Annotated in this window: 26 protein-coding genes; 7 read left to right on the forward strand and 19 right to left on the reverse strand. The window is 70.4% G+C overall.

Features of this window, described 5'->3' with window-relative positions; genetic code table 11:
* The 8 genes from FL311_RS10840 to sppA all read right to left on the reverse strand — a co-directional run.
* Positions 1–439: hypothetical protein (locus FL311_RS10840; protein WP_228556806.1), on the reverse strand; the 439-nt coding region annotated here is incomplete at its 3' end.
* A gap of 95 nt (positions 440–534) precedes the next feature.
* Positions 535–1,311 carry an enoyl-CoA hydratase/isomerase family protein gene (locus FL311_RS10845; protein WP_141324917.1) on the reverse strand — a complete coding sequence of 259 codons (777 nt, stop codon included), beginning with the start codon at positions 1,309–1,311 and terminating at the stop codon, positions 535–537.
* A 24-nt stretch (positions 1,312–1,335) separates the two neighbouring features.
* Positions 1,336–2,184: a 3-hydroxyacyl-CoA dehydrogenase family protein gene (locus FL311_RS10850; RefSeq protein WP_141324919.1), complete on the reverse strand. Its 849-nt coding sequence runs from the start codon at positions 2,182–2,184 to the stop codon at positions 1,336–1,338.
* A gap of 69 nt (positions 2,185–2,253) precedes the next feature.
* Positions 2,254–2,688, reverse strand: a complete 435-nt coding sequence (locus tag FL311_RS10855; RefSeq protein ID WP_141324921.1) for a hypothetical protein — start codon at positions 2,686–2,688, stop codon at positions 2,254–2,256.
* Between the two features lie 2 nt (positions 2,689–2,690).
* Positions 2,691–3,218, reverse strand: coding sequence for a hypothetical protein (locus FL311_RS10860; RefSeq protein ID WP_141324923.1), 528 nt, complete (start codon positions 3,216–3,218; stop codon positions 2,691–2,693).
* A 19-nt stretch (positions 3,219–3,237) separates the two neighbouring features.
* A complete protein-coding gene (locus tag FL311_RS10865; RefSeq protein WP_141324925.1) occupies positions 3,238–4,323 on the reverse strand; it encodes an Mrp/NBP35 family ATP-binding protein in 1,086 nt (361 codons plus the stop codon).
* 201 nt (positions 4,324–4,524) lie between these two features.
* Positions 4,525–5,127 carry a hypothetical protein gene (locus tag FL311_RS10870; RefSeq protein WP_141324926.1) on the reverse strand — a complete coding sequence of 201 codons (603 nt, stop codon included), beginning with the start codon at positions 5,125–5,127 and terminating at the stop codon, positions 4,525–4,527.
* Positions 5,124–6,911: a signal peptide peptidase SppA gene (gene sppA / locus FL311_RS10875; protein WP_141324928.1), complete on the reverse strand. Its 1,788-nt coding sequence runs from the start codon at positions 6,909–6,911 to the stop codon at positions 5,124–5,126. Before sppA ends, FL311_RS10870 begins: the two co-directional genes overlap by 4 nt.
* Before the next feature lie 103 nt (positions 6,912–7,014).
* On the opposite strand from sppA, the gene FL311_RS10880 reads away from it, so the two are divergent.
* Positions 7,015–7,368: a hypothetical protein gene (locus tag FL311_RS10880; protein WP_141324930.1), complete on the forward strand. Its 354-nt coding sequence runs from the start codon at positions 7,015–7,017 to the stop codon at positions 7,366–7,368.
* Between the two features lie 49 nt (positions 7,369–7,417).
* Here FL311_RS10880 and FL311_RS10885 read toward each other — a convergent pair whose 3' ends face one another.
* The 9 genes from FL311_RS10885 to FL311_RS10925 all read right to left on the reverse strand — a co-directional run bounded on the left by FL311_RS10885 (position 7,418) and on the right by FL311_RS10925 (position 18,198).
* Positions 7,418–8,437 carry a hypothetical protein gene (locus FL311_RS10885; RefSeq protein WP_141324932.1) on the reverse strand — a complete coding sequence of 340 codons (1,020 nt, stop codon included), beginning with the start codon at positions 8,435–8,437 and terminating at the stop codon, positions 7,418–7,420.
* A 74-nt stretch (positions 8,438–8,511) separates the two neighbouring features.
* Positions 8,512–9,810, reverse strand: a complete 1,299-nt coding sequence (locus FL311_RS10890; protein WP_228556807.1) for a hypothetical protein — start codon at positions 9,808–9,810, stop codon at positions 8,512–8,514.
* Positions 9,811–9,830: 20 nt separating this feature from the next.
* Positions 9,831–10,907: an RNA 3'-terminal phosphate cyclase gene (rtcA, locus tag FL311_RS10895; RefSeq protein ID WP_141324934.1), complete on the reverse strand. Its 1,077-nt coding sequence runs from the start codon at positions 10,905–10,907 to the stop codon at positions 9,831–9,833.
* A 411-nt stretch (positions 10,908–11,318) separates the two neighbouring features.
* The gene (locus FL311_RS10900) at positions 11,319–13,259 is read right to left on the reverse strand and encodes a CocE/NonD family hydrolase (protein WP_141324936.1); all 1,941 of its coding nucleotides are present in this window, start codon (positions 13,257–13,259) and stop codon (positions 11,319–11,321) included.
* 89 nt (positions 13,260–13,348) lie between these two features.
* The gene (locus FL311_RS10905; RefSeq protein ID WP_228556808.1) at positions 13,349–14,779 is read right to left on the reverse strand and encodes a sigma-54 dependent transcriptional regulator; all 1,431 of its coding nucleotides are present in this window, start codon (positions 14,777–14,779) and stop codon (positions 13,349–13,351) included.
* Positions 14,769–16,112 carry a HAMP domain-containing sensor histidine kinase gene (locus tag FL311_RS10910; protein ID WP_141324940.1) on the reverse strand — a complete coding sequence of 448 codons (1,344 nt, stop codon included), beginning with the start codon at positions 16,110–16,112 and terminating at the stop codon, positions 14,769–14,771. Before FL311_RS10910 ends, FL311_RS10905 begins: the two co-directional genes overlap by 11 nt.
* 12 nt (positions 16,113–16,124) lie before the next feature.
* Entirely contained in the window at positions 16,125–17,339 is a 1,215-nt protein-coding gene (locus FL311_RS10915) for an MBL fold metallo-hydrolase (RefSeq protein WP_141324942.1), read from the reverse strand.
* A complete protein-coding gene (locus FL311_RS10920) occupies positions 17,336–17,887 on the reverse strand; it encodes a TetR/AcrR family transcriptional regulator (RefSeq protein WP_194869157.1) in 552 nt (183 codons plus the stop codon). The genes FL311_RS10915 and FL311_RS10920 overlap by 4 nt, the downstream gene beginning before the upstream one ends.
* A gap of 125 nt (positions 17,888–18,012) precedes the next feature.
* The gene (locus tag FL311_RS10925) at positions 18,013–18,198 is read right to left on the reverse strand and encodes a hypothetical protein (RefSeq protein WP_141324945.1); all 186 of its coding nucleotides are present in this window, start codon (positions 18,196–18,198) and stop codon (positions 18,013–18,015) included.
* 303 nt (positions 18,199–18,501) lie between these two features.
* On the opposite strand from FL311_RS10925, the gene FL311_RS45915 reads away from it, so the two are divergent.
* From FL311_RS45915 to FL311_RS10955, 6 genes are all read left to right on the forward strand, one after another.
* Positions 18,502–19,566, forward strand: a complete 1,065-nt coding sequence (locus FL311_RS45915) for an HlyD family secretion protein (RefSeq protein WP_141324947.1) — start codon at positions 18,502–18,504, stop codon at positions 19,564–19,566.
* Entirely contained in the window at positions 19,563–20,324 is a 762-nt protein-coding gene (locus tag FL311_RS10935) for an ABC transporter ATP-binding protein (protein WP_141324949.1), read from the forward strand. Before FL311_RS45915 ends, FL311_RS10935 begins: the two co-directional genes overlap by 4 nt.
* Positions 20,321–21,259 carry an ABC transporter ATP-binding protein gene (locus FL311_RS10940; RefSeq protein WP_141324951.1) on the forward strand — a complete coding sequence of 313 codons (939 nt, stop codon included), beginning with the start codon at positions 20,321–20,323 and terminating at the stop codon, positions 21,257–21,259. Before FL311_RS10935 ends, FL311_RS10940 begins: the two co-directional genes overlap by 4 nt.
* A 4-nt stretch (positions 21,260–21,263) precedes the next feature.
* Complete coding sequence (locus FL311_RS10945) at positions 21,264–22,397, forward strand: ABC transporter permease (RefSeq protein WP_141324953.1); 1,134 nt, start codon at positions 21,264–21,266, stop codon at positions 22,395–22,397.
* A gap of 16 nt (positions 22,398–22,413) precedes the next feature.
* On the forward strand, positions 22,414–23,550 hold the full coding sequence (locus FL311_RS10950) for an ABC transporter permease (RefSeq protein ID WP_141324955.1): 1,137 nt from the start codon (positions 22,414–22,416) through the stop codon (positions 23,548–23,550).
* Between the two features lie 111 nt (positions 23,551–23,661).
* Entirely contained in the window at positions 23,662–24,948 is a 1,287-nt protein-coding gene (locus tag FL311_RS10955) for an MFS transporter (protein WP_141324956.1), read from the forward strand.
* Between the two features lie 2 nt (positions 24,949–24,950).
* Here the strand turns inward: FL311_RS10955 and FL311_RS10960 are convergent, their stop codons facing one another.
* Positions 24,951–25,145, reverse strand: coding sequence for a hypothetical protein (locus FL311_RS10960; protein ID WP_046713785.1), 195 nt, complete (start codon positions 25,143–25,145; stop codon positions 24,951–24,953).
* Between the two features lie 92 nt (positions 25,146–25,237).
* Positions 25,238–26,464, reverse strand: a complete 1,227-nt coding sequence (locus FL311_RS10965; RefSeq protein WP_141324958.1) for a low specificity L-threonine aldolase — start codon at positions 26,462–26,464, stop codon at positions 25,238–25,240.
* Between the last annotated feature and the right edge of the window lie 90 nt (positions 26,465–26,554).

Below are 26,554 nucleotides of genomic sequence, written 5' to 3' on the forward strand. Positions count from 1 at the left end.
CCCCCGAGCCGTCCTGACCCCACAGGCCCGCTCCCTCGGCGAGCACCCCGAGGCGCGCCCGGTCCGGGAACATCGACACGCGCGCCCCCGCGAGCAGCCGCCACCTCGCCGGGGCCAGGCGGACCTGGGGCTCGAGGAAGGGCGAGACGAGCAGCGTGGGGCCGGGGAGGTCCCACGCCCCGAGCGCCCACGGATGGATGGGCCAGGACAACACCCAGTGGTCCGGAGCGCCCGAGGCCCACTGATAGCGGACATCGGGAATCAACGGCTCCAGGAAGCACCCGGTGTAGATGCACAGCGAGCGCTTCCACGAGACGAGCGGCGAGGCGCGGCCGTGCTCGTCGTCGGGCGGGGCTTCGGAAACGGACTCCGGTGGCTCGCCCGCGCTGGCGGACAGGCGAACCGACACGTCGGCGAGCGCGTGGCTCGAAGGGCGCAAGCCCCCCTCCAGGACGCTCGTCGGGACAAGCTCGGCGCGGGCCGGCGACGCGGCCAGGAGGACCGTGAGGAGACTCCTGACCGCGCGCGCGTGAGTCACTTGCCCGTGAAGCTCGCGGGGCGCTTCTCGAGAAACGCCTTCATGCCCTCGCGCTGGTCCTCGGAGCCGAACAGCTCCGCGAAGCCCTGGCGCTCGAGCGTGTTGGCCTCCGTGAGGTCCTTGTCCGCGCCCTGCTCGATGACCCGCTTGGCCTTGCCGATGGCCAGGGGGCTGTTCTTGAGCATCTTCGCCGCGACGGCGCGGCAGTGCGCGAGCAGCCCGTCGGCCGGCAGCACCTCCAGCACCAGGCCGAGCTCCTTCGCCTTGGCCGCGTCGATGCGCGCGCCCGTGAAGATGAGCTCCTTCGCGCGGGCCCGGCCCACCACGCGGGTGAGCCGCTGCGTGCCGCCGAAGCCCGGGATGACCCCCAGGCCCACTTCCGGCAGGCCGAGCTGCGCCTTCTCGGACGCGTAGATGAAGTCACACGCCAGGGCCAGCTCACAGCCGCCGCCCAGCGCGAAGCCGTTCACCGCGGCGATGGTGGGGATGGTCAGGGACTCGAGCAGCGCGAGCGCGCGGTGTCCCAGGGCGGCGAACTCCTGCGCCTGGGACTCGTTCAGCGCCGCCATTTCCGCGATGTCCGCGCCCGCGACGAAGGCCTTCTCGCCTCCGCCGGTGACGATGAGCACGCGCGTCTCGGCGCCGAGCGAGCGCACCGCCGCCTCGAACTCCTGCAGCGTCTTGTTGTTGAGGGCGTTGAGCGCCTTGGGACGGTCGATGGTCAGCGTGGCGACCGCGCCGTCGTGCTCCAGTCGGAGGTTCTCGTAGGTCATGTCCGGTGTCCTCTCGCAGGAAGCTCAGTACTTGTAGAAGCCGCGGCCGCTCTTCTTGCCGTACCAGCCGGCGTCCACGTACTGACGCAGCAGCGGGCACGGGCGGTACTTCGAGTCACCCAGGCCCTTGTGCAGCACCTCGGCGATGTAGAGCACCGTGTCCAGGCCGATGAAGTCGGCCAGCTGCAGCGGGCCCATGGGCTGGTTGGTGCCCAGCTTCATCGCGGTGTCGATGTCCTCCGCGGAGCCCAGGCCCTCCATCAGCGCGTAGCAGGCCTCGTTCAGCATCGGGATGAGGATGCGGTTGACGATGAAGCCCGGGAAGTCCTTGGAGACGACCGTCGTCTTGCCCATGCGCTCGGACAAGGCGCGCGTGGTGGCGTAGGTCTCGTCGGACGTCGCGGCGCCGCGGATGAGCTCCACCAGCTGCATCACCGGCACCGGGTTCATGAAGTGCATGCCGATGACGGACTCGGGGCGCTTCGTGGACGCGGCGATGCGGGTGATGGGGATGGAGGAGGTGTTGGTGGCGAGGATGCCGCCCGGCCGGACGACGGCGTCCAGGTCCTGGAAGATGCGGCGCTTGAGGTCCTCGTTCTCCGTCACCGCCTCGATGGCGAAGTCGACATCCTTCGCCTCGGTGACATTCGTGAGGGTGGCGAGGTTGGCCTCGGCGGCCTGCTGCTTCGCGGCGTCGAGCTTGCCCTTCTCCACCAGCTTCTTCAGGCCCGCGCGGATGCGGTCCTCGCCCTTGGCGAGACCTTCCTTGGACACGTCCGCCAGCGTGACGCGCAGACCCGCCTGCAATGCCACCTGCGCGATGCCCGCGCCCATCTGCCCGGCGCCGACGACGACGATGTGCTCCGTTGCCATGGTGCTCTCGAACCCCTCGGTCGGAATGTGAATGACGTCGAGCGGCCTTAGCCCACGCCCCCGGGGCGGTCAACGAGTCGCGGCGGGCAACTCCACCTGGCGGACGATGTAGCGCTCCTCCCCCACCGACAGGCGCTCCTCCACGCGCTGGCGCTCCTCGCGGCCCGCGAGCTTCACGAAGAACACCGCGCGGAAGTCACCCTCCGGCAGGTCCACCTTGAAGGTGAGCTCCGGGGGCGCGCCGGTGTCGCCGAAGAAGCGCTCCTCGCGCTTGATGAGCTCGCCGTCCGCGCCGCTCACCTGGAGGTCCAGGGCGCGCGCCTGTCGCCAGCCGTCACCCGAGGGATGGATGACCAGCTCGCGCTCGGGGATGCCGGTCACCTGCCAGAACCACAGGCCCAGCCCGACGGCCACGAGCAGCGGCAGCCGCTTGGCGAGCGGCGAGGAACGGAAGCCCTTCCGCGCGGGCGCGGCGGGTGTTTCAGGGGGAGGCGTGTCCGCCACCACTACTCCTTCTTCGAGCGCCGGGAGCCGGGGCGGCGGGCATTGAGCTCGGAGATGACCACGCGCGCGGTGGGGGCCGCGGCGTGCTTCTTCTCCTTGGGGCGCGGCTCGGCGGCGGGAGGCTCGGGCTCATCCTCACCGAGCTTCTCGGCCTTGTCCGGCGGGACGAGCCGGACCTGCGCCTTGATCTCCAGCGTCATGCCGGAGACCAGCTTGAGGAACTCGTCGCGCAGCTTCTCGGACTGGAGGAAGCGGCGGAGCTCCTCGGTGATCGCGCCCGTGACTTCATCCTTGGTCTTCTCCGCCTGGGAGAGGATGAAGCCGAGGGCTTCTTTCGGGAGCTTGAGCTGGCCGGCGAGGTTGCGGATGCCCTCTTCGGTCATGAAGAGGGCGCCCAGGCCGGCGACGGCCATGCGGCGGACGAACTCCGGGACGAAACCCGCGGGCCCCGAGGCGCGCCCTTCCCGGCCGGAACGGTCCTCGTCGATGAGCGGGTCGTCGGGATACTCGTCGTTGCCGGCCGGGGGCATGAAGCGTCTCCTGGGTGGGTCAGCGTGCCTGCACCACCGGCAGCGGGATGCTCTTGGCGCTCTGCGCGGACACTCGGCCCGCGATGTTGCGAGCGACCTCCAGGAAGGCCTTGGCCTCCGGGCTGTCCTTGGCGCCCACCACCACCGGTACGCCCGAGTCTCCCGACACACGCACCTTCAAGTCCAGCGGAACTTCCCCGAGGAACGGGATGCCGAACATCTCCGCGGCCTTGCGACCACCGCCGTGGTTGAAGATGGGGGTGACGTGCGAGCAGTTCGGGCAGACGAACTGGGACATGTTCTCCACGATGCCCAGCACGGGGATGTGGACCTTGTCGAACATCTGCTTGGCGCGGACCACGTCGGCCAGGGCGACGTCCTGCGGCGTGGTGACGAGCACCGCCCCCGCGGCGCGGATGGACTGCGACAGCGACAGGGCCACGTCACCGGTGCCCGGGGGCAGGTCCAGGACGAGGTAGTCGAGCTCGCCCCAGTTCACGTCACGCACCAACTGCATCAGCGCGCCGTGGAGCATGGGGCCGCGCCAGATGAGCGCCTGGTCGGCCTCGACGAGGAAGCCGATGGACATGACCTTGAGGCCGTGCGCGATGAGCGGATCCAGCGACTTGCCGTCGGGGCTGACGGGCTTCTTGTCGCCCAGGCCGGTCATCAGGGGGACGGAGGGGCCGTAGAAGTCGGCGTCGAGCAGGCCGACCTTGGCGCCGTGCTGGGCCAGGGCGGTGGCCAGGTTGACGGCGACGGTGCTCTTGCCGACGCCGCCCTTCCCCGCTCCGACGAGGATGATGTTCTTCACCTTGGGGAGCAGCGCGCCCGCGGGGACACCGCCGCCGGCGGAGCGGACCTGTGCGCCCCACTCGATGTTGAAGGACTTCAGGCCGGGGACGGCCTTGAGGGCGGCCTCGGAGTCGGCCTGGATCTTCCCCTTCATGGGGCAGGCGGGCGTGGTGAGCTCGATCTTGAGTTTGACGGTGTCGCCGGTGACGCGGACGTCCTTCACCATTCCGGCCTTCACCAGATCCACGTGCAGCTCGGGATCGATCACCTTCGACATGGCCGCGAGGACGTCGGCCTCGGTAACGCTCATCGGGACACCTGAAACCTTTTGGAAAACGGGCGCTTGGGAGCACCCCCAGGGGCGCGGAACATGCCAGTCCGGGAGGAGCTGTACAACGTCGTTTAACGCGGTGTGGCCCAGGACGCACCCTGGCGGCGGACTGGAGGGCCGGAGGGTGTCGACGGGCTGAAGGTGTCCATCAGGGACACTGTGGGAACGGGCAGGCGGGCCCTACTCGAGAGCGGAGACGCGGTACTCGCCGTCCTCGAGGACCAGGCGGACGGCGCGCTCGTCGCCCAGGGGGAAGGTGGCCTCTCCAGCGCCGACTCGCACGTGGGTGTTGAGGGCGAGCCGGGCCCGGCGCAGGCGCTCCTTGGCGAGAGGCTCGCGCTCGAAGTCCTCCTTGAGGCGCTCGGGGGTGTAGCGGGCGCGCAAGGGAGCGGCGAGGAGGCCGTAGGCGGTCTTCCAGTCCTTGGCTTCGGAGGCGTCGAGGAAGCGGCGGAGCGCGGCGCGAGGGACATCGGCCGGGCGGGCCTCGACGACGCGCCAGTCGGGGCCGGAGCGCGCGAGGGTGAGCGCGGGAGCTCGGGCTTCGAGGACCTTGGCGCTGGAGCGGACGGCGGCGGCGCGCTCGCGGCGGGCGGCTTCGTCGGAGTAGCGCTCCAGGAAGGCCGTCTCCCCGTCGGGGCCGTTGGTGGTGAGGGCGTAGGCGTCCTGGAGCCGTCCCTCGTCGAGGGCTCGCGCGTAGGCCTCCGCGACGGAGACGGGCTCCCGCGACGGCGTGGCGCAGGCGGGGGCCAGCACGAGGAGCCCTGTGAGGACGGTGCGCTTCATGGGGCGCGGACCGTACCACGGAGCTTGTGCGCGAACCGGCGCAGCCACGAGTCGACCTCGGGCTCGTCCGCCAACGACACGAGCGTCTCCTTCGCATCGCCGCTCAGGTCCCACGACACCGGGCACAGGGCATACGTGGCCGGGTGCGCTGCGCCCATCAGGAGCTTCAGCAATGACATCCGCGGCGCGGGCGCACCGTAGGACTTCAGTTCGAAGTCACCCGGCGCCACCTTCGCGAGCGACAGCGCGTACCGGCACGCCTCCTCGAACCCGCCGAGCTTGTCCACCAGCCCGGCCTCCTTGGCGCGCAGGCCCGAGTACACGCGGCCCTCGGCCAGCGCGTGGATCTCCTCCTTGGTCCGCCCGCGCGCCTTCGCCACGTGCCCCAGGAAGGATTGGTACATCTCCTCGATGTCCGCCTCGAGCGCGGCCCGCTCCCCTTCCGTGAAGCTTCGCGAGAACGACAACAACCCCGCGTTCGCCCCGCGCGTGATCACTGTCTTGTGGATGCCCAACATCTGCATCAACCCGGATGTGTCGAACTTGCCCGCGAACACACCAATGGAGCCCACCACCGCGTGCGGCGCGCTCCACAGCTCCTTCGCGCCCAGCGCCACCATGTAGCCCGCACTGGCGCAAACCCTGTCCATGTATGCGATCACGGGCTTCTTCTTCGCCACCCGCTGCACCACCTCGAGGATCTGCTCCGAGGCAATGGCCGCCCCACCCGGGCTGTTCACATACAGGAGGATGGCCTTGGACCGCTTGTCCCGCGCCGCCGCCCTCAACCCCTTCACCACCGCGTCCGACGTCGCGAACCGGCCCCCCGCGTTCCCGCTCCCCGGGACGATCATCCCGGACACCGGCACGAACGCCAGCCGGGGCTTGCGCTTCCACCGCCGCCACTTCACCGGCGGAAACGGCACCGTCTCCAGGTACATCTCCATCGGCTCCAGCTCCGTGTCGTCATCCTCCGGAGCCGCGCCGTCCTTCTTCTCCACCATCCCCAGGTGCAGCGGCAGGTCCACCTCGCTCACCAACCCATCCACCAGCCCCGCCGCCTGCGCTCGCTGCGCGCTGTACGGTCCCTGGTCGATGAGCGCCCTCACCTCGTCCGGCGTCTTCTTCCGCGCCGCGGACACCGCCTCCACCAGCGCGGCGTAGCGCTCGTCCAGGAACGACTCCACCGTGCGCCGCTGGATGTCGGAGACCTCCGGATGCGTGAACAGCTCCGGCGCCGTCTTGTAGTCACCCCGGCGGATGAACTGCGGCCGGATGCCGATGCGCGACAGCCCCTCCCCCAACGCCGTCGACTCCGCCGCGTACCCCACCAGCTCCAGCCGCCCCATGGGCGCGAGCAGCACCTCGTCCGCCGCGCAGAGCACCGGATACGAATCCGTGTCCACCATCACCGCCCACGTCACCACCCGCTTGCCCGCAGCCCGGAACTCCGCCAGCAACGCCAGCAGCGCGTCCCGCTTCGCCTGGGGCAACCCCAACCCCTCCACCTCCAGCAACACCCCCTTCACCTTGGCGTCCCGCGCCAACAGCCGCAGCGCCTCCCCGAACGTCTCCAGGGACGTCACGTCCGAGGGCTCCGGCTTCGAGCCGCCCCCCAGTGAGAACCGGGGCTTGCGCTGCTCCCGGTACGGCGGATCCCCCGTCAGGCGGAAGCGCACGTAGGCTGGACGGCTCCCGGCCGCGAACATCCGGAAGGGCGCACCCAGCAGGGTTCGCAGGAGCAGCAACAGGTTGGCGATGGCGAGGAAGGGCAGGCGCAGCATGGCGTCCCGAGGTCGATGTGGGCACCCAGGCGCGTACTGGACACGCTCTCCCGGTGCAAGCCCTGTTCAGCAGGCCCGTTGGGTCGTGATAGCCTCCCCCACCATGCGAACCCCTTCCCTTGCCCGACTCCTCCTCGTCCTCGCGCTCGCGACGGGCGGAGCCGCGCTGGCCCAGCCGCGCAAACCGGTCCAGGAATTCAACGCCCCCCGTGAGCTCACCGCCGAGGAGCGCGAGGCCGCCAAGCAGCGCGCCATGGGCAACAACCTCAACAACTACGGCAAGGACATCCAGGTGAAGACCCAGCCCTTCCCCTGGAAGGCCGCGGGCCTCGCCGGCATCGTGTTCCTCGTCGCCATCCCCTTCGCCATCCGGGCCTTCCGGAACACGTCGAAGGACATGGACAACATCAATACCTTCGGGAACAACTCCAACCGCGCCGACGACGAGGCGGCCTGAAGCACCCTCGCGCTCCAGCTCTCCGTGGAGCTGGAGCCGACGGCGCGGCCTACGGCTGCGCCACCCCCGTCTCGTAGGCCGTGCGGATGCTCTGCGCGCAGGCCCGTGACTTCTCGCCCTCTTCGCTCCCGAGCTGACGCAGCCGCGCCAGGACCATGTACCGCGTCCGCGCAGCGTTCACCCACGGGTAGAAGCCGAAGGCTCCCGCGGACGAGTGCCCCGTCACCGTCCAGGTGCCGCCGACGCGCTCCCCTTCAATCCAGTGCCCCAGCCCGTAGTACGCCTCACCCGCGGTCCACGGCGTGAACGACACCCCCGTGCCCCCGGGCCCGGCCGGCACCGCGTCCACCGTCAGCCGGGTGGCCAGCGCGGTCTGGTTGTTGAGCAGCTTCAAGAGGAAGACGCGGTACTGCGCCGCGCTCCCGGAGAAGCCCCCCGCAGGGGCCACGTCGCTGTCGGACTCCGGGAAGGTGGTGCCCAGCAAGGGGTTGAGCCAGTCCATCACGCTCGCGATGCCCGTGCCCCTGCGCAGGGGCATGTCATCCAGCGCCAGCTTCTGCATGTGGCCGCCGTTGTAGAAGTAGCGGCCATTCTGCAGCGGGCGGTAGGTGACGCCCTTGAACGACGCTCCGTAGCACGTGGACACGTTCGTCCCGGCCACGTCACACAGCGTGGTGTTCTCGTCGATGTAGCCGCTGGTGAAGTTGAGGCGCTTCTTCTCGTCCACGGTGAGGTTCGCGTAGCCCTTGGACTCCACGTAGGCGCCCGCGTAGAGCCACTTGCTCGCGGAGGCGATGGGCATCACCGTCGTCGCCGTGACGCCGCTCCCCTTCGACAGGCCGTAGAGCGGCCCTGTCCCGGTGCCGATCTCCCAGTAGAAGTTCCCGAGCGACTTGCAGCCCAGCGCTTCGTGGGCCGTGTCGAACGCGGCCTGCTCGTACACCGTGAGGGCCGAGCGCGTCGTCCCTTCATTCGCTTCGAGCGCGGCGTCGGGATGACCACAGCCGGCACTGCCCAGGGACCACAGCGCACACGCCCAGATGAACCGCGTCGTTCCGCTTCGCTTCATGGGACCTTCCTCCTGAAATGGCCCCATGAGAACCCGCACACAGCGCGAAGGTTACGCGGCGAAGTCGCCGTTCTTCAGACCTCCTTGAAGTTCCAACCCGCGAGGTGCTTCAGGTCCTTGGCGCCACCGACGGGGATGCGCATCGGCATGGGTTGGCGGTGCGCTGGCGCGGGCACGCCCACCGCGATTCGCTTGATGCCGGTCGTCTTGTCGAGGCTCGCGCACCAGGTCTGCCAGCGCTCGCCGTTCAAGCGGTCCCGGAACTGGAGGCCCACGACCTGCTCCGCCGTGGGGGGTGTGGGGGACAAGAGGTCGAGGAACTCCATCCGGCCGCGCAGGGTTCCGGTGGGCTCATCGGTGCGAACCTGATGGCAATAGGCCGCGCCCCAGAGGTCCTCTCGGAACTGGATGGCATACACGCTGCCCGGCGTCGGCGGTCCAGGGAGGGACTTCGGTTTCGCGCCGGCGGGAGTCGCCGCGCTGGCCGGCTTGCGTCGCTTCGTGGCCGGCGGTGCCGGGGCGGCGACGGGTTCCTTCTTCGGTCGCTCGAGGTGGCCGAACAGCTTCTCGACGTTCTCCTTCCGGACGCCGTCCTTGGCCGACCACCACGCCAGCGGGGCCGGGACCTCGACCCGAATCGTGGGGCGCTGGTCGCGCTCCACGGCCCGGGTGAAGCGGGTCAGCAGACCCGGGTGCTCGGGCGTCTCGAGGATGCTGATGAACGCGAGCGCCTCCAGCACCGTCTCGCAGCGATAGGTGCTGCTGGCGCTCAGTAGCTTCGCCTTGTGGAGCGCGGTGCGCGCATGGCTGTAGCGCGACGCGGGCGGAAGGCGGCGCAGCAGGTCGAGAATCTGGTGGAACACCCAGACATCGCGCGGCGTGGGCTTGGGCCACTCGGCGGCCTTCTGGTCCAGGGCCCGCGTCAGGGTGAGCACGCCCTCCGTCGGCTGCGCCACGCCCCACATCGCTCCCTGGACGTGATTCAGGTACGCGGTGCAGGTGGCGTCGATGGAGTCTTCCTCGAAGAAGCAGACCCGGCAGTGACCACCGCCCATGGGGTCTTCCTTGTGGGTCGGCATCGCGCGCCCGAGGACCGCTGCGGGCAGGACCGCCAACCAGGCGACATCGGCGGAGGTCATCGAGGCCACGAACGCGTCCGCGGCCCGCTGCAGGTCCACGGCCTTGGCGGCCTTGCGCAGCTTCTGGATGACCGCGTCGTGCTCCCACTGCACGAAGGTGTTGGGCACCAGCCCCGCGGCCTTCAGGCGCTGGTGGTCCTCCATCGTGAAGGTGGTGGGGATGCGGTGGCAGTAGTTCCCGTCGTCGTCGAAGAAGGTGTTGTTCGTGCCGTAGACGCGCGCCAGCAACGCCATGACTGCGGGGTCTGGAGGACTCATCCCGCGGGGCGTACCTCGACGGCCCCGCTCGCGTCCACCTGGACACGCACCGGCAGGAAGCGCTCCACGACGCGCGCGTGTGTCGTCAGGTGGTCCGTCACCCGCGCCGCCGTGAAGCGCGTGGTCCCGGGCTCCGCCTTCCCCAACCGGCCCGAGGCCAGCAGCGCCGCGGGCAGGAGGATCTGATCCGCGAGGTACTCGTCCAGCGCGCCGCCGGTCTCCATGAAGTGCGCCAGGGCCTCGCCCGCTTCTCGCCCCACCTCTTCCGCGGGACGGCCCTTCTCTCCCAGCGCCGTGAAGCCCGCGATGGTGTGCTCGAACTGGGCGAGCACGAAGGTCACCGTGCCCGTCGAACGCGTCACGGGCAGCGGCCGGTTCTCCGCCTCCGCGACGATGCCTCGCTCGCGCAGCGTCGCCACCGTGGCTCGCGACTGTCGCTCCGCGATGCTGAAGGGCAAGCCGCCCACGAAGGACGAGACATGCACCTCGTGCAGCATCCCGCGCGCGGGCAGCTCCACCAGCAGCGGCGGCTGCCTGGGCGCGCCCACCTCCGCGACCAGCTCCCCCGCGCCCTCGGGGTAGAAGCCCGCCTGCGGCATGGTGAGGTGCACCGGCAGCCCGTACGCCATGGCCACCGGCTGCCAGACCGTGGCCACGTAGTGGAAGCTGGGGCTGTGCGGCAGGTGCGTCCCACCGCGCAGCGTCAGCCGTCCGCCGCCCGCGAGGGCCAGCGGATAGACGAGACACTGGAACAGGAGCGGTGTGCTCCCGGCGGTGCCCACCTCGACCAGGTAGTCCCCGGCGCGCACGGAGCCTGGGGTGAAGGAGAGCTCCGAGGCGCCCACGGAGGCGCCCTCGCTCGTGCCGCCCAGGACCTCCGCGCCACGCACACACGCCAGATGCTGCGGACGCAGTCCGGGAGGGTCCCTCCGCGAGCGCAGGTGGGTGATGTGGAACGGCCGGCCGGTGATGAGCGACAGCGACAACGCCGAGCGGAGGATCTGCCCTCCTCCCTCGCCCTCTCTCCCGTCGAGTCGCACCAGCCCGTTGTCGGGCCCCTCGGTGCCAGTCACTGTCCCACCCTCCCGTCCGTCGTCCCGCGATGCGGCGGAACCTAACAGGAACGGGAGGGGATCTCCCGTCCGTCAACCCTCACGCCTCGTCGAGCGGGCGATGCCTGACACATGCACCCTCGGGCCAGCCACCCTGTGTACCAAGGGGTGGCGCCATGCCCACCTCGAGTGCGGCTGCGGCTACGAGCCAGGGCGCATCGAGAGGTCCTGGGTGTCCGGCGCCGCTCGCCGTGCCTCCTCGGCGGGCGCCGAAGGCGAACCGAATGCCGTGTCATCCTTCCACCGTCGTCGCGCTGGGCGGCTGTTGACGGCGCGTCGTCCGCCACAGAGCGGACGACCGTGCCGCGCCCCCGCCTCAGGCCTCCAGCGAGGGCGAGTCCTCCGCCACGGAGCGAGCGGTCAGGCAGGGCCTCACCCGCCCTGCGCGTCCAGCGATGGCAGCACGCCCACCTTGAGCGAGCTCGGGTGCGTGGAGGAGTGGTACACGCGATGGAAGGCGCGCGTGAAGTCCGACTCCTTCGCCTCGAAGATGTTGGGCACGTAGGTCTGCGGGTTCCGGTCGATGAACGGGAACCAGCTCGACTGGACCTGGATCATCACCCGGTGCCCGCGCTGGAACGTGTGGAACACGTCGTTCATCGTGAAGCGCACCTTCGTCACCTCGTTCGGTTTGAAGGGCTTGGGCTCGCTGTAGCTGTCGCGGAAGCGGCCGCGGAACGGCTCGCCGCGAATCAGCGTCTGCTGCGCGCCCCGGTTCTCCATGCCCTTCTCCGCGTCGGCGCGCGACCAGCCGCGCATCGTGCCCGGGTTCACGTCCACCAGCTTCACCACCCAGTCCGCGTCCGAGCCCGTCGTGGAGACCCACAGCTCCGCCTCCAGCGGCCCCGCCACCGTGAGGTCCTGCTCCAGCGGCTCCGTCTGGAACACCAGCACGTCCGGCCGCGTCGACGCGAAGCGCTGGTCCTCCGCCATGAAGCTGCTGCTCCAGCGCGTCAGGATCTCCTGCGTGTACGGCACGGGCTTCGCCGGGTCGCTGATGTACTCGGCGAAGGACTCCGCTGGGTTCGTCCCCGCGGGCGCCTTCATCGACAACCCACCCTTGGGCTGGAAGAACAGCCGCGTCTCACGCAGCCCCTTCGGCGGCCACGCGTCGAACTGACGCCAGCGGTTGGCGCCCGTCTCGAACACCATCGCCTCCGGCACCTCGGGCTTCGCGCCGCCCTTGAGGTGGTACTTGAAGAACCCCTGCGCCAGCGTCTGGAACGCCTCCGCCGTGTTGAAGCCGAACTCCGTGTCCGCCAGCCTGTCGACCTCGCCCCGCGCCCAGCCACCGTGCGGCCACGGTCCGATGAGCAGCGTGTTCTGCGTCCCCGGGTTCTGCTTCTCGATGGCCGCGTACGTCCGCAGCGGTCCGTACAGGTCCTCCGTGTCGTACCACCCGCCCACCGTCAGCACCGCCGCCTTGATGTTCTTCAGGTGGGGCAAGAGGTTCCGCGCCTGCCAGAAGGCGTCGTAGTTGGGGTGCGCGACCACGTCCTTCCAGAACGCGACGTCCCCCTTCATGTGCTTCGTCTCCGCGTTGCTCAGCGGCCCCAGGTCCAGGAAGAACTGGTACCCATCCGGCGTGCCGAACGGGAAGCGGTTCCAGTCCTCGTTGTCCGTCGGCGCGGGCCTCGGCTTGCCGAAGCTGGAGAAGAAGTTGAACGCCAGCGTCAGGTTGAACGCGCCATGCCGGTGCATGTCGTCCCAGAACCAGTCCGCGATGGGCGCCTGCGGCGACACGGCCTTGAGCGCCGGGTGCGAGTCGATGGCGCCCGCCGACGTGTAGAAGCCCGGATACGAGATGCCCCACTGCCCCACCTTGCCGTTGTTGTTCGGCAGGCGCTTCACCATCCAGTCGATGGTGTCGTACGTGTCCGTGCTCTCGTCGATGTCCTTGGGCCCGCGCTTGTTCGGGTTGTGCGGCCGCACGTTGACGAACTCGCCCTCCGACATGTTCCGGCCGCGCACGTCCTGGAAGACGAAGATGTAGCCGTCCTTCTCGAACTCCTCACCCGGCCCCAGGGCGCCGCGGTACCGGTCCAGCCCATAGGGCGCGACGCTGTAGGGCGTGCGGACCAACAGGATGGGGTACTTCTTCGCCGGCGACGCATCCACCGGCGCGTAGACGGACGTGAAGAGCTTCACGCCGTCCCGCATGGGGATGCGGTACTCGAACTTGGTGTAGCCCTTGCGGATGCGCTCGGCGCGCTCCGGAGGCGGGCCCTCGGGCGGTTTCGAGCGCTGGGCCACCGCGGGACTGCCGAGGACGCACAGCAACACTGCCACGAGGCGACGGGATACGGGGGACATGCACGCTCCTGGAAGAGACGCGACATCGTGGGGGACGCAAGCCGGCCCCGAACTCCCCGGAACGACGTTTGTTCCCGAGCCGCCCGGGTTCAGCCCTTCCCCTCTCCGCCTTCCTCGGGGGCGCTGTCCAGTCCGTATTTGCGCAGCTTGTCGTGGAGCGTGGCCCGGCCAATGCCCAGACGCCGCGCCGCGCCACTGCGGTTGCCGCCCTCGATGCGCAGCGCGTCCAGGATGAGCCCGCGCTCGTAGGCCTCCACCCGCTCCTTGAGCCCCAGGCTCGCCCCAGCCTCCTCGCCGCGAGGTGGCACCTCGGACTGCGCCATCGTCGCGGGCGCACCGGTGGTGACGGGGGTCGGCAGGAGGGCCAGGTCCAGCTCGCCGTCACTGGACAGCGCCACCAGGCTCTCCAGCGTGTTCTCCAGCTCGCGCACGTTGCCGGGCCATGGCAGCGCGGAGAGCCTCTCGAAGAACCCCTCCGGCAGCGCCAGTCGTCCCGTGTGGAAGCGGCCGCTGAAGCGGTCCAGGAACATGCGCGACAGCACGGGGATGTCCTCGGGCCGCTCTCTCAGCGGTGGCACGCGGAGCTGCACCACGTTGAGCCGGTAGTAGAGGTCCTCGCGGAACTGCCCCTCCGCCGCGCGCTTGCGGAGGTCGCGGTGCGTCGCCGCCAGGATTCGCACGTCCACCTTCACGGGCCGATCCTCTCCCACCGGGCGGACCTCGCCCTCCTGGAGCACTCGCAGCAGCTTGGCCTGGAGCGGCGGTGCCAGCTCGCCGACCTCGTCCAGGAGCAGCGTGCCGCCGTCCGCCTCGCGGAACAGCCCCTGGCGCGACTTGACGGCCCCGGTGAAGGCGCCCTTCGAGTGTCCGAACAGCTCCGCCTCCGCGAGCTCCTCGGTGAGCGCCGCGCAGTTGAAGCGCAGATAGGGGCGGTTCGCGCGCGGCGAGGCGCGCACCAGCGCCTCCGCCACGCGCTCCTTGCCCGTGCCGCTCTCGCCCGTGATGAGCACCGTCACGTCTCGCGAGCCCGCGCGCTGGACCAGCTGCGCCAGCCGCCCCATGGACTCCGAGGAGAAGACCAGCGAGCGCGACAGGTTGAGCTCTCCGGTCAGTCGCTCATTCTCGTCCCGCAGGCGCACGGACTCGAGCGCGCGCGTGACGACGGCGAGCAGCTCGTCCACGTCGAAGGGCTTGCGGAAGTAGTCGTAGGCGCCGGCCTTCACCGCCTCCACCGCGAAGCGCTCCGAGCCATGCGCGGTGATGACGATGAGGCGCGGAGCCCTCGGCGTCGCGCTCACGCGGCGCACCAGCTCCAGGCCGTCCATCCGGGGCATGCGCAGGTCCGTGATGACCAGATCGAAGGGCCGCGCCGCGAGCTTCTCCAGCGCGGCAGCGCCGTCCTCGGCCTGCTCCACCTCCACGCCCCGCAGGCTCCGGAGCATCTCCTTGAGCGTGAAGCGCACGCCCGCGTCGTCATCCACCACGAGCACGCGAGTCGTCTCGTTCGCTTCAGCCCGCACGCGCCACCTCCCGCTCCCGCACGCCATCGAGCGTGCCCGCGGGCAGCTCCCGAGGCAACATCAGCTCCGCGACACAGCCCCCCGCGTCCTCGTTGCGCAGCGTCACGTCGCCCCCGTGTTGCCGCGCCAGCGCGCGCGCCACCGTCAACCCCAGTCCCGAGCCCCGCGCCTTCGTGGTGACCCCCGCCTCGAAGACGCGGTCGACCAGCTCCGGCGACAGCCCCGTCCCCGAGTCGCGGACGGTGACGCGCACGTCACCCGCGCTCCCAGACTCGACATCCATGGACACCTGGCCTCCCGGAGGGCTGGCCTCGATGGCATTGTGGAGCAGGTTCATCACCACCTGCTTCACCTTGCGAGCGTCACACACCGCGAGCACCGGCCCGTCCCCACCGCGCGACAGCCGCACCTGGTGCTCGGTGGCCAGGCCCTCGTGGAGCACGAGCGCCTCGTCACACAGCGACGCCAGGTCCACCTGGTTGACCGAGAGCGGGACGAGCGGGCGTGAGAAGTTGAGGAACTCCTCCAGGATGCCCTGCATCCGCGTCACCTCGCCCGCGAGCACCTCCAGTCGCTCGCGAGGCTGCGCGCGCCCGTCCTCTCGGAGCATGAGCTGCGTGAGCCCCTTCACCGTGGCCAGGGGGTTCTTCAGCTCGTGGGCAATCTCTCCCGACAGCGCCTTCAGCGTCCGCGCGTGGGTGCGGTGCGTGGCGAAGAGCTCGTCACGCTGGAGGAAGGACTCGGTGAGCATGTCCTCGAAGGTGCCGCGGATGGCGGCGCCCACGATGTTGGCCGCGACGACCAGGAACAACATCCCCACGGCGATGGCGATCAACAGCGCCTTGGGAGGCTCGCCCAGGAACGACAGGTGCAGCGGCGGGGTCCACTCGAACAGGTGGGCCGCGGACAGGAGCGACACCAGGACCAGCTCCGCCGCCATCAACGCCCACCGCTGCCGCTGGGGCAGCACGGCGGCGCCCACGAAGGCGAGCGGCAACACCAGCGGCAGCAGCGGACTGGCCAGCCCTCCCGTGCCCCACGTCAGGCTCTGCTCCAGGAAGATGCCCACCGCGAGGTTGCCGGAGATGCTCCGGGTGGTGAGCCCCTCGCGCTCGTAGCGGCGCAGTTCGTAGAAGAAGAACGACAGCGCCACCACCACCTGCCCCACCAACCAGTAGCGCCGCCAGGGCGCGCCATCCGCGAGCGCCGCGGTGGACACGGCGAGCATCAGCACCGCGCCGCCGTACGCCCTCAGGCGGACCATGCGCCCGAAGATGTGGGCGATGTGCTTGAGCTGGATGGCCTGGAAGCTGCGTCGACTTCGCGGTTCCATTTTCGCCTTCGGTCAGCGAGCGGCGGGCCCGCCTGGAGAGGTGACGGTGACAGGGCCGTCCATGCCCGTCGAGAGCACCGGATGCTGCGCCGCCGTCTCCCACGTCAGCGTGGGCCACCACTGCTCGCGGACGGGCTCCGCGCCCGGCTCCACGCTCTGCCCCGGCCGGGGCAGCAGCAACGTCACGGAGGCGCTGGTGGCCGCCGCGCGCACCCGCTCGGCGGGCTCCGTCCAACCGTGGTAGGCGAGCCCGAAGAGGGCCCAGTGGATGGGCAGCATCACCTGCCCCCGTAGCATCTGGTGTGCCAGCACCGCCTGCTCCGGACCGATGTGCCAGTCCGGCCACGCCCGGTGGTACTGCCCCGTCTCAATCATCGTCACGTCGAAGGGCCCCAGCTTCTCCCCGATGTCCTTCATCGCCGGGAACAGCCCCGTGTCGCCGGAGAACCAGGCGCGGCGCGTGGGGCCCACGAAGGCGTAGCTGGCCCAGAGCTTGGCGTCGTTGTCGAACAGGTACCGGCCGGACGCGTGGCGCGCGGGCGTGGCGACGATGTCTACGTCTCCCACCTTCGTGCGCTCCCACCAGTCGAGCTCCACGATGCGGTCCACCGGCACGCCCCAGTACTCCAGGTGCGCCCCCACGCCGAGCGGGACGATGAAGACCGCCTTCGTCTGCTCCTTCAGCGCCGCCATCGTCGGCTGGTCCAGGTGGTCATAGTGGTCGTGGGAGACGACGACGGCGTCGATGGGCGGCAGGTCCTTCATCGCGATGGGCGGCTGGAACCAGCGCTTGGGGCCCGCCCAGGTGAAGGGGGACACGCGCTCGCTCCACACCGGGTCCGTCAGGATGCGCAGGCCGTCGAGCTCCACCAGCTGCGACGAGTGCCCCATCCACGTCACCCGCAGGCCCGACGCGGGCGGCGTCTGGAAGCGCTTCGGGTCGATGGGCGCCACGGCGAGCGGGGCCTCGGGGCTCGCATGGGGACTGGCGTCGAGCAGTCCCCCGAACATCTCCCCGTAGTGGTTCACCAGGGGCTGTGGGTTCACGAAGCGCCCGTCCTTCCACTGGGGCGAGCGCTCCATGCGAGCCCTGCGCTCCCCCGTCGCCCGCTTGCCGAAGGCCGTGTAGCCATCCACGACCAGGAAGAGCGTGCCCAGCACCAGCGCCGCGCCCAGTCCCATCGCCCCGCGACGCAGCACGCGTCGGGCCGTTCCTCGTGTCTTCATCGTGCCGCTCCCAAGGGCATGCACAGCGCGCGCACGGCGAGGGTCAGCCCATCGACGAAGGCCTCGCGTGTGTCACCGCTGTGTTTGAGTCCTCGCGCCGTGGCGTTCAGCGTGTCCACGAGCTGCCGGGCGGACAGTCCCGCCGGCTTGTAGGCGGCCGCGAGCCCCGAGGCCCGCACCACCTTCGTCACCGCTTCCACGAACAGGGCCTCGTGCTGGACGACGACCTCGCGCGCGGCGGTGCCGTTCACCGCCTCGGTCAGGTCCGAGGCCCCCGCGCCCACGCTGCCCACGAAGTGTCCCATCCACGCGTCGAACCCGCGCACCAGCCGGGCCTCGATGGACAGGGAGCCGTCCGAGAGGCCCTCGCGGGCCCGCTGGAGCGCGCCCTCCATCGCGTGCCGCAAGGTGGCCTGGAACAGCTCCTCCTTCGTCGCGAAGTGGAGGTACAGCCCCTGGCGCGAGATGTCGGCGGCCCGGGCCACCTCGTCCATGGACGTCTTGCGGAAGCCGTAGCGCAGGAAGACGCCGAGCGCCGCGTCCAGCAAGCGGTGCCTCCGTGCGTCCTCCGCCGCGGGCCTGGCGGGAGTCTTCGTGTCCGTGCCCATTCTTGTCAGATTTGACAAGATGGACCCAGATTGTCAACTCGACCTGCCGGGCCCGTGGCTGGGGCTCAGCGGAGGCTGGAGCGGCCGCCGTCGATGGCGCGCAGCGCGGGCTTGGAGGTGCGACGGGCCGAGGCCTTGGGCTTGCTCGCCGCCTTCTTGGGAGGCGCGGCGGGCTTGGGCTTCTGGGCCGGCAGGCGCCTGCGTGGGTGTGGGAGTGGCAGGCTGAAGAACAGGTACATGTCGAGCAGCATGGGGCCTCTTCGCCTTCGGGACTTGCGCGTGGAGCGTGGCGCGCGGCCGTAGAGCAATGGCGGTGCCACGGCGAGCGCAAGGTGCCATGGCGCTGCGTCCACGGGCGTGAAGAAGCATGAAGAAGGGATGTTGGACTGTCGTGGGGTGTCGGGCTTCCGGCGGGGGTGCCGGATATCCGGCGGGGTGGCCGCGCGGGACTCCGACACCTGGCGGGCGGCCCTGGTGTGGAAACCCTGGCATGCGGTTTGCCATCGAGGGCGGTCGTCACGCGGCGCGAGGCCGCGGCATCGAGGGGAGACTCCATGCGACGTGCCGTCGTGTTGTTCGTGGTCCTGGTGGTGGCGCTCGCCACGCTCCTGGGCGTGCGCATCCTGAAGGACCGACGGGCCGCGGAGGGGCCAGCGGGAGGCTCGGGGGTGGTGGAGGGCACGGCGGTGGACCTCCGCGCCCGCATCAACGCCCGCGTGCTGTCGCGGCAGGTGGAGGAAGGCGCTCGCGTGGAGAAGGACGCGGTGCTCGTCACGCTCGACTGCACCGAGCCCGAGGCCGGGCTGGAGGAGGCCCGCGCGAGGTTGGCCATGGCCCAGGCGCAGGCGGACGCGGCGCGAGCGGCGGCGGTGGCCGCGGGCCGCAGCAGCGAGGCGGTGGCGGCGCAGGCGCAGGGAAGCCAGGCGCAGATCGCCTCGCTGGCGGACCAGCAGGGCCTGGCCCAGCGGCAGGCGGACCGGCTCCAGAAGATGGGTGATGCGACCACGGAGGCCGCGCTGGACCAGGCCCGCGCGCAGGCGCAGTCGTTGGAGCAGCAGCTCGCGGCGGCGCGCCATGCGAGCACGGCCGCGTCCCGTCAGGCGCGCGCGGCCACCGAACAGGAGCGCGCGAGCCTGCAGCAGGCGGAGTCCGCGCTGCGCGCCATCCAGGCCGCGGAGGCCACGGTGAGGCGGGCCCAGGTCGCCGTGTCGGAGTGCGAGCTGCGCGCGCCGCTGAGCGGGACGGTGGAGACGCTGGCGCTCGAGGTGGGGGAGCTCGCCCTGCCCGGCGCCGTCGTGGCGCGGCTGGTCGACACGCATCGTCCCAAGGCGACCTTCTATCTGCCGAACGCGGAGCTCGCGGCGGCGCGGCCGGGCCAGTCCGCCACGGTGCGCGCGGATGCGTATCCCGACCGGATCTTCAATGCCCGCGTGGTGACGGTGGCGCGCGAGGCCGCCTTCACGCCTCGCAACGTGCAGACGCGCGGCGACAGGGACAGGCTCGTCTATCCCGTGGAGGTGCACATCGAGGCGCCCGCGGACGTGCTGCTGCCCGGCATGCCGGTGGAGATCACCCTGGGCCCGGTGAACGACGCGGCGGTGGCGGAGCAGCGGCCATGAGCCCCTGCCCCGACGTGGACGTGTCGCTGGAGGACGTGCGCCGGAGCTTCGGGAAGGCCCTCGCGCTGCGAGGCGTGTCGCTGGCCGTGCAGCCCGGCGAGGTCTATGGACTGGTGGGGCCAGATGGCGCGGGGAAGACGACGGCCATCCGCTTGATGTCGGGGCTGCTGCTGCCGGACGCGGGGCGCGTGAGGATGCTCGGTGAGGACCCGGCGGACACCCGCTCGGCGGTGCGTGAGTCCCTGGGCCTGGTGCCCCAGCGCAACACGCTCTATGGCGACCTGAGCGTCGACGAGAACCTGCGCTTCTTCGCGCGGCTGTTCGGCCTGTCGCGCGAGGACTTCGCGGAGCGGCGCGAGCGACTGCTCGACATCACCCGCCTGGGCCGCTTCACGGAGCGGCGCGCGGATGCGCTGTCCGGAGGCATGTACAAGAAGCTGGCGCTGGCGTGCGCCCTGCTCCACCGGCCGCGCGTGCTGCTGCTGGATGAGCCCACCAACGGCGTGGACCCGGTGAGCCGCCGCGAGCTGTGGGAGCTGCTCTACTCGCTGGTCCACGAAGGCATGACGCTGCTGGTGTCCACGCCGTACATGGACGAGGCGGCCCGGTGTCATCGGGTGGGCCTGCTCTACTCGGGCACCCTCATCGCGGAGGGAGACCCTCGGGCCCTGGCGCGCGAACACGGCGCCGCGGCGTCCAACTTCGAGGCCGTGTTCCTGGCGCTGGTCGAGAAGCACACCGGCGGGAGGGCCGCATGACGCCGGCCATCGAGGTGCGTCACCTGACGCGCAGGTTCGGCGCCTTCACCGCCGTGGACGACGTGAGCTTCGATGTGGGGGTCGGAGAGATCTTCGGCTACCTGGGCGCGAACGGAGCGGGCAAGTCCACCACCATCCGGATGCTGTGTGGCCTCTTGCGGCCCACGGGCGGAGACGCGCGCGTCGCCGGCTTCGACGTGGAGCACGAGCCCGAGCGCGTGAAGGCGGGCATCGGCTACATGTCCCAGAAGTTCTCGCTCTACCTGGACCTGAGCGTGCGCGCGAACCTGGAGTTCTTCGCGTCCGCGTACGGTGCGCATGGGAAGGAGCTGCGCACGCGCATCGGGGAGATGGTGGAGCGCATGCAACTGGAGGCGGTCCAGGACGAGGTGACGGGCGCCCTGCCCGGCGGCATGCAGCAGCGCGTGGCGCTGGCGAGCGCGGTGCTGCACCGTCCTCGCATCGTCTTCCTCGACGAGCCCACCGCGGGGGTGGACCCGGTGCAGCGGCGCTCCTTCTGGGAGCTGATTCGCGACCTCGCGTCCCGCGGAACCACCGTCTTCGTCACCACGCACTACATGGACGAGGCGGAGAACTGCGCCCGGATTGGCATCATGGTGGATGGGAGGCTGGTGGCGCTCGACACGCCGGCGGGCCTGAAGGCGACGCATGCGCCGGGCCGGGTGTTGGAGGTCCGCGGGCCGAACCTGTCCTCGGCGCTCGACTCGCTGCGCGGCATGGACGGGGTGCTGGACGTGAGCCGCTTCGGCTCGGGGGCCACGGTGCGGGTGGACCCGGCGCGGCTCCCCTCCGAGACGCTGGCCGGGTGGCTGCGGGCTCGGGGCGTGGACCCGCTGGAGCTCGAGGACTCCGCGCCGACGCTGGATGACGTGTTCCTGGCGCTCACGGCCCGCGCGCAGCGGGGGGATGACTGACACCATGGCCGCGACACGCGCGAATCATCGGGTGGGACGCATCCTCGCGATGGCGGAGAAGGAGGTGCTGCACATCCGCCGGGACATCCGCACCCTGTATCTGGCCCTGGCGATGCCGGTGCTGATGCTGGTGCTGTTCGGCTTCGGCATCAGCTTCGACGTGGACCACCTGGAGCTGGCGGTGGTGGACCAGGACCGCACGGACCTGTCACGCGAGCTGGTGCGCCAAGTCACCGCGTCGAACGAGTTCGTCGTCACGCACGAGGGCACCTCCCCCGAGGCCGCCCTGGGCGAGCTGCGCCGTGGCGCCGTGACGGGCGTGCTCCTCTTGAACAAGGGGTTCGCGGAGGACGTGAAGCGCGGCGGCGCGCAGGTGCAGTGGCTGGTGGACGGCTCGGACGGGAACACGGCGACCCAGGCGCTCGCGAAGGCGCAGGCGCTGGTGCAGATGGCGGGTCGCTCCATGGGGGGCACGGTGCTGCTCGCGGCGCCGCCGCTGGAGGCGCGCGTGCGGACGCTGTTCAACCCGGACGCGCGCTCGGCGATGTTCCTGGTGCCGGGGCTGGCCGCGTACCTGCTGGCCATCGTCGCGGTGCTCATCACCGCGCTGACGGTGGCGCGCGAGTGGGAGCGCGGCTCCATGGAGCAGCTCTTCGCGACGCCGGTGGGACGGTTGGAGATCGTCGTCGGCAAGCTGCTGCCCTACCTGGGCATCGGCCTGCTCCAGGTCCTGCTGGTGCTGACGGTGGGGGCCTGGGTGTTCGACGTGCCGGTGCGCGGCAGCCTCGTGGTCCTGGGGCTGGGCTCGGTCCTGTTCCTGGTGGGGATGCTGGGCCAGGGGCTGCTCATCTCGGTGGTGACGCGCAACCAGGTGGTGGCGACGCAGGTGGCGACGATGACGTCGGTGCTGCCGTCGATGCTGCTGTCGGGGTTCATCTTCCCCATCGAGAACCTGCCGGTGCCGCTGAAGCTCATCAGCACGTTGATTCCGGCGCGGTACTTCGTGGCGACGCTGCGCGGGGTGCTCCTGCGCGGCAATGGAATGTCGGTGCTGTGGCCTCAGTTGGTGGCCCTGGCCCTGTTCGCGCTCTTCATGCTGGTGCTGGCGACCCGCCGCTTCCAGCGGCGCCTGGATTGAAGGGAGGGACACGGACATGCATCCGCTGATGGTGCAGTACCGGGCCGTGGTGGTGAAGGAGGTGCGCCAGACGGCCAGGGACAAGCGCGTCATGGCCCTGCTGACGCTGGCGCCCCTGATGCAGCTCTTCCTGCTGGGCTTCGCGGTGAACTTCGACGTGCGCCATGTCCCCACGGTGGTGGTGGACCGGGACAGGACGGCGGAGAGCCGCGACTACACGCGCTCCCTGCTCGCCGGGGACACGCTGGACCTGAAGGCGGAGCTGTCCGACGAACGCACCGCCGAGGAGGCGCTGGAGCGAGGCGAGGCCTCGGTCGCGCTCATCATCCCCCGGGACTTCCAGAGGGATGTCTTGAAGGGACAGGACGCGCGGGTGCAGGCGCTGGTGGATGGCTCGGACCCGACGCGCTCGTCCGTCGCGGGGAACGCCGTGGCACAGTTCGCGGTGCTGCGCGCGACCCGGCTCGCCTCGGCGCAGGCCCAGCGGCAGGGAGACCTGCTTCCCCGCGCCCCCGTGGAGCTGGTGCCGCGCGTGCTCTACAACCCGGAGCTGGCCACGTCCGTGTACGTGGTGCCAGGCATCGCGGCGATGCTGCTGCTCATCGTCACCACCGTCATCATGGCCATGGGGTTGTCGCGTGAGCGCGAGACGGGGACGCTGGAGCAGCTCCAGGTGACGCCGCTGCGCCCCGGCATCCTGATGGCCGGCAAGGTGACGCCGTTCCTGCTCATCGGTCTGGTGGACGTGGGGCTGGCGCTGTGCGTGGGCGTGTGGGTCTTCGGGGTGCCGCTGCGTGGCAGCCTGACGCTCGTCACGGTGGCCACGCTCTTCTATCTCTTGTCCACGCTGGGCGTGGGGCTGCTCATCGCCACGGTGAGTCGCACGCAGCAGCAGGCGTTCGTCGGAGGCTTCCTCTTCGTGCTGCCGGCGGTGCTGCTGTCGGGGGTGATGAGCCCCGTCCGGGCGATGCCGGACTGGCTCGCGTGGGTGACGTACCTGAACCCCGTGCGCTACTACGTGGAGGTGCTGCGCGGGGTCCTGTTGCGAGAGGCGGGGCTGCCGGACTTGTGGCTGCAGCTGGTCCTGCTCGCCCTCTTCGGCGTCATGGTGATGGCCGTGGCGGCGCGGCGGTTCCGGAAGACGTCCGCCTGAGGACGTGTGGGGTGGAGTCGTCAGGGGAGCGAGCGCTGCGGAGGCTCGCTCCCGTGCGCTCGCACTGAGACTGGAAAGCGCGCGGGGCGTGCGTTACAGGCGGGCACCAGCATGTCCGAGACCGCCGCCCCTGCCCTCTCCGTCTTCCGTCATCGCGATTTCCGCCTCTACCAGATCGCCCGGCTCTGCGCGGTGCTCGCGATGCAGGTCGAGTCGGTGGCCATCGGCTGGCAGGTGTACGAGGTGACCGGGAGCGCGCTGGCGCTCGGGTACACGGGGCTCTCGCAGTTCGTGCCCTTCCTGTGCTTCTGCCTGATTGGGGGACAGGTCGCGGACCGGTTCGACCGACGGAAGATCCTCGCCATCTGTCAGGGCGTGATGCTGCTGTGCAGCCTGGCGCTGCTGTCGTTCTCGCTGGGGCACATCCGGGATGTCCGCTTCGTGTACGGCGTGCTGGTGCTGTTCGGCACGGCGCGCGCGTTCTACGCACCGGCGGGCTCGGCGCTCACGCCGCACCTGGTTCCGAAGGAGGAGCTGACGCGCGCGGTGGCGGTGAACTCCACCACGTGGCAGGTGGCCACCATCGCGGGTCCGGCGGTGGGCGGTGTGCTCTATGGGTGGGCGGGACCGACGGGCGCGTACCTGGGCTCGGCCACGCTGTGCGCGCTGACGGTGGTGTGGATCCTCTCGCTGAAGGTGCGGACGGGCCGGGCCTCCTCGGCGCCCCTGTCGTTCTCCACGCTGGTGGCGGGACTGGGGTTCGTGCGTCGGCAGCGGATGCTGTTGGGCAGCATCACGCTGGACCTGTTCGCGGTGCTGCTGGGTGGCGCGGTGGCGCTGTTGCCCATCTATGCGCGGGATGTGCTGCACATGGGGCCGTGGGGGCTGGGGCTCTTGCGGTGTGCTCCGGCGGCGGGCGCGGCGTTGGTGGCGGTGGTGCTGGCGATGCGGCCGCTGGGGGGACGGGCGGGCGTGAAGATGTTCGTGGCGGTGGCCATCTTCGGCGGAGCGACGCTGGTGTTCGGGATGAGTCGCTCGCTGCCGTTGTCGCTGCTCGCGCTGGCGGTGGCCGGCGCGGCGGACATGGTGAGCGTGGTGGTGCGTCACACGCTGGAGCTGATGGCCACGCCCGACGAGATGCGTGGGCGCGTGGGCGCGGTGAACATGATGTGCATCGGCGCCTCCAATGAGCTGGGGGAGTTCCGCGCGGGTTGGCTCGCGGAGCACGTGGGCGCGGTTCCCGCCGTGGTGACGGGCGCGGTGGGGACGCTGGCCATCGTGGTGCTCTGGGCCTGGGGCTTCCCCGAGCTGCGGCGCGTGGACCGGCTGGAGACGGCGACGCGAGCCACGCAGCCCGAGCCCCGGGAGGCTGGGGCTCCCGCGTCACAGGCAGGGTGAGGTCAGGCCGCGGCGCCCTCGTAGCTGACGCGCAGGCCACGGTGCGTGACGGTGATGACGGGGCGGCCCATCCATCCGCAGTGCTTGCAGACGCCGCTGGGACCTGACGCCGTGACACGCACGGGCAGGTCCGATGCGCAGACGGGGCAACCCTCGGGAATCTTGAAGTCGCGAGATGCGGGGTGTGCTTCGGTCATGCATTTGAGGTAACGCAGACGTCGACCTCCGCAAGCGCGCGGGACTGTGCCGGAAGCAGGCGGGCACACGAGGGGCTGTGTGCCGTGCCGCTTCAGGTGGCCTCGTCGAGCAGCCGGCGATAGGCGCTGACGATCTCCGCGTCGGTGAGGTCGTTGAGGCCCTCGGTGACTTCGAGCTCGGTGTCGATGATTCCGGGGACGCGCGTGGGGGCGAAGCCTCCCAGCCAGATGCGTGACTGCTTCGCCTGGGCGAGGGAGCGGAGCGAGAAGGCCTGGGCGTCGCCTCGGACGTAGACGCGGAACATGTTCGTCTGGATGGGACTGGGTTGCACGGTGAGCCGTGGGTCCGCGGCCAGGGCTTCGCTCAAGGATTTGGTGCGGCGGAACAGCGCGGGCAGGCCGGCGATGGCGCCATCGAGACGCATCGCCGCCGAGGCGACGGAGGGATAGTGGTGGTAGAGGTTGCCGCCGTGTCGGTGGCGCCACCGGCGGGCCTCGCGGATGAAGTCCTCGCTGCCCACGAGCATGGCTCCGCTCAGCGCGCCGATATGCTTGTAGAGGGAGACATAGACGGAGTCGAAGCCTCGGCAGATATCGGCGAGGGGGCGGTCGTAGAAGGGCTGGCACTCCCACAGGCGGGCGCCGTCCATGTGCAGCTTCACGTTCTTCTCGCGACAGGTGCTTTTCAGTTCCTGGAGCTGCTCCCAGGTCTGGAGCTGACCGCCCAGCCAGCGCACGGGCAGCTCGACGCTGACGGTGCCGAGCGCTTCCGGTGAGTGTTGTACGTCGCGGGCGAGGAGCGGACGTGTCCAGGGCGAGAGGATGACGTCGCGCAGCTGGTGGAGGACGATGTGGCTGCTGTCCTCGTGCAGCACGTGGTGCGAGGACGGGTGGAGGCCGACGTTCCGGTTGCCGCGCGCATCCGCATAGATGCGGAGCGCGATGAGCTGGGCCATGGTGCCGGTGGGCATGTAACAGGCGGCCGTGAAGCCGAGCAGCGTCGCGAGCTTCTTCTCGAAAGACTCGACCAGCTCGCCCTGTCCGTAGAAGTCGCTGCCGGCGCCCTGGCGGCGCATCCATTCACCGATGGCGATGAGCTCCGCGGCGGGGTCGGAAGCGATGGTGCCGGTGACGGAGCCGCGACAGGCACGGCGGATCGCATCGACCTCTGCGCGGGTGGGCGGAGCGGTCGCGGGCTTCGAGGCCTGGGGCTTCGCGGGGGCGGCGGCGTGTGAGACGACGGGGGCGAGCAGCGCGCTCCCCGCGAGCAGGCGGGTCAACGCGAGGAACTCACTTCGGCTGAAGCGGTGATGGGACATCGAGCATTCCTCGGGGCACGGATGATGGTCCTCGCGCTCGAGCGTAATCTCGTGGCCCGTGTGACCTGGGCGATTCCCGCCTCCGGCACA

Source organism: Myxococcus sp. AB025B (assembly GCF_006518215.1).
Lineage (GTDB): Bacteria > Myxococcota > Myxococcia > Myxococcales > Myxococcaceae > Myxococcus > Myxococcus fulvus.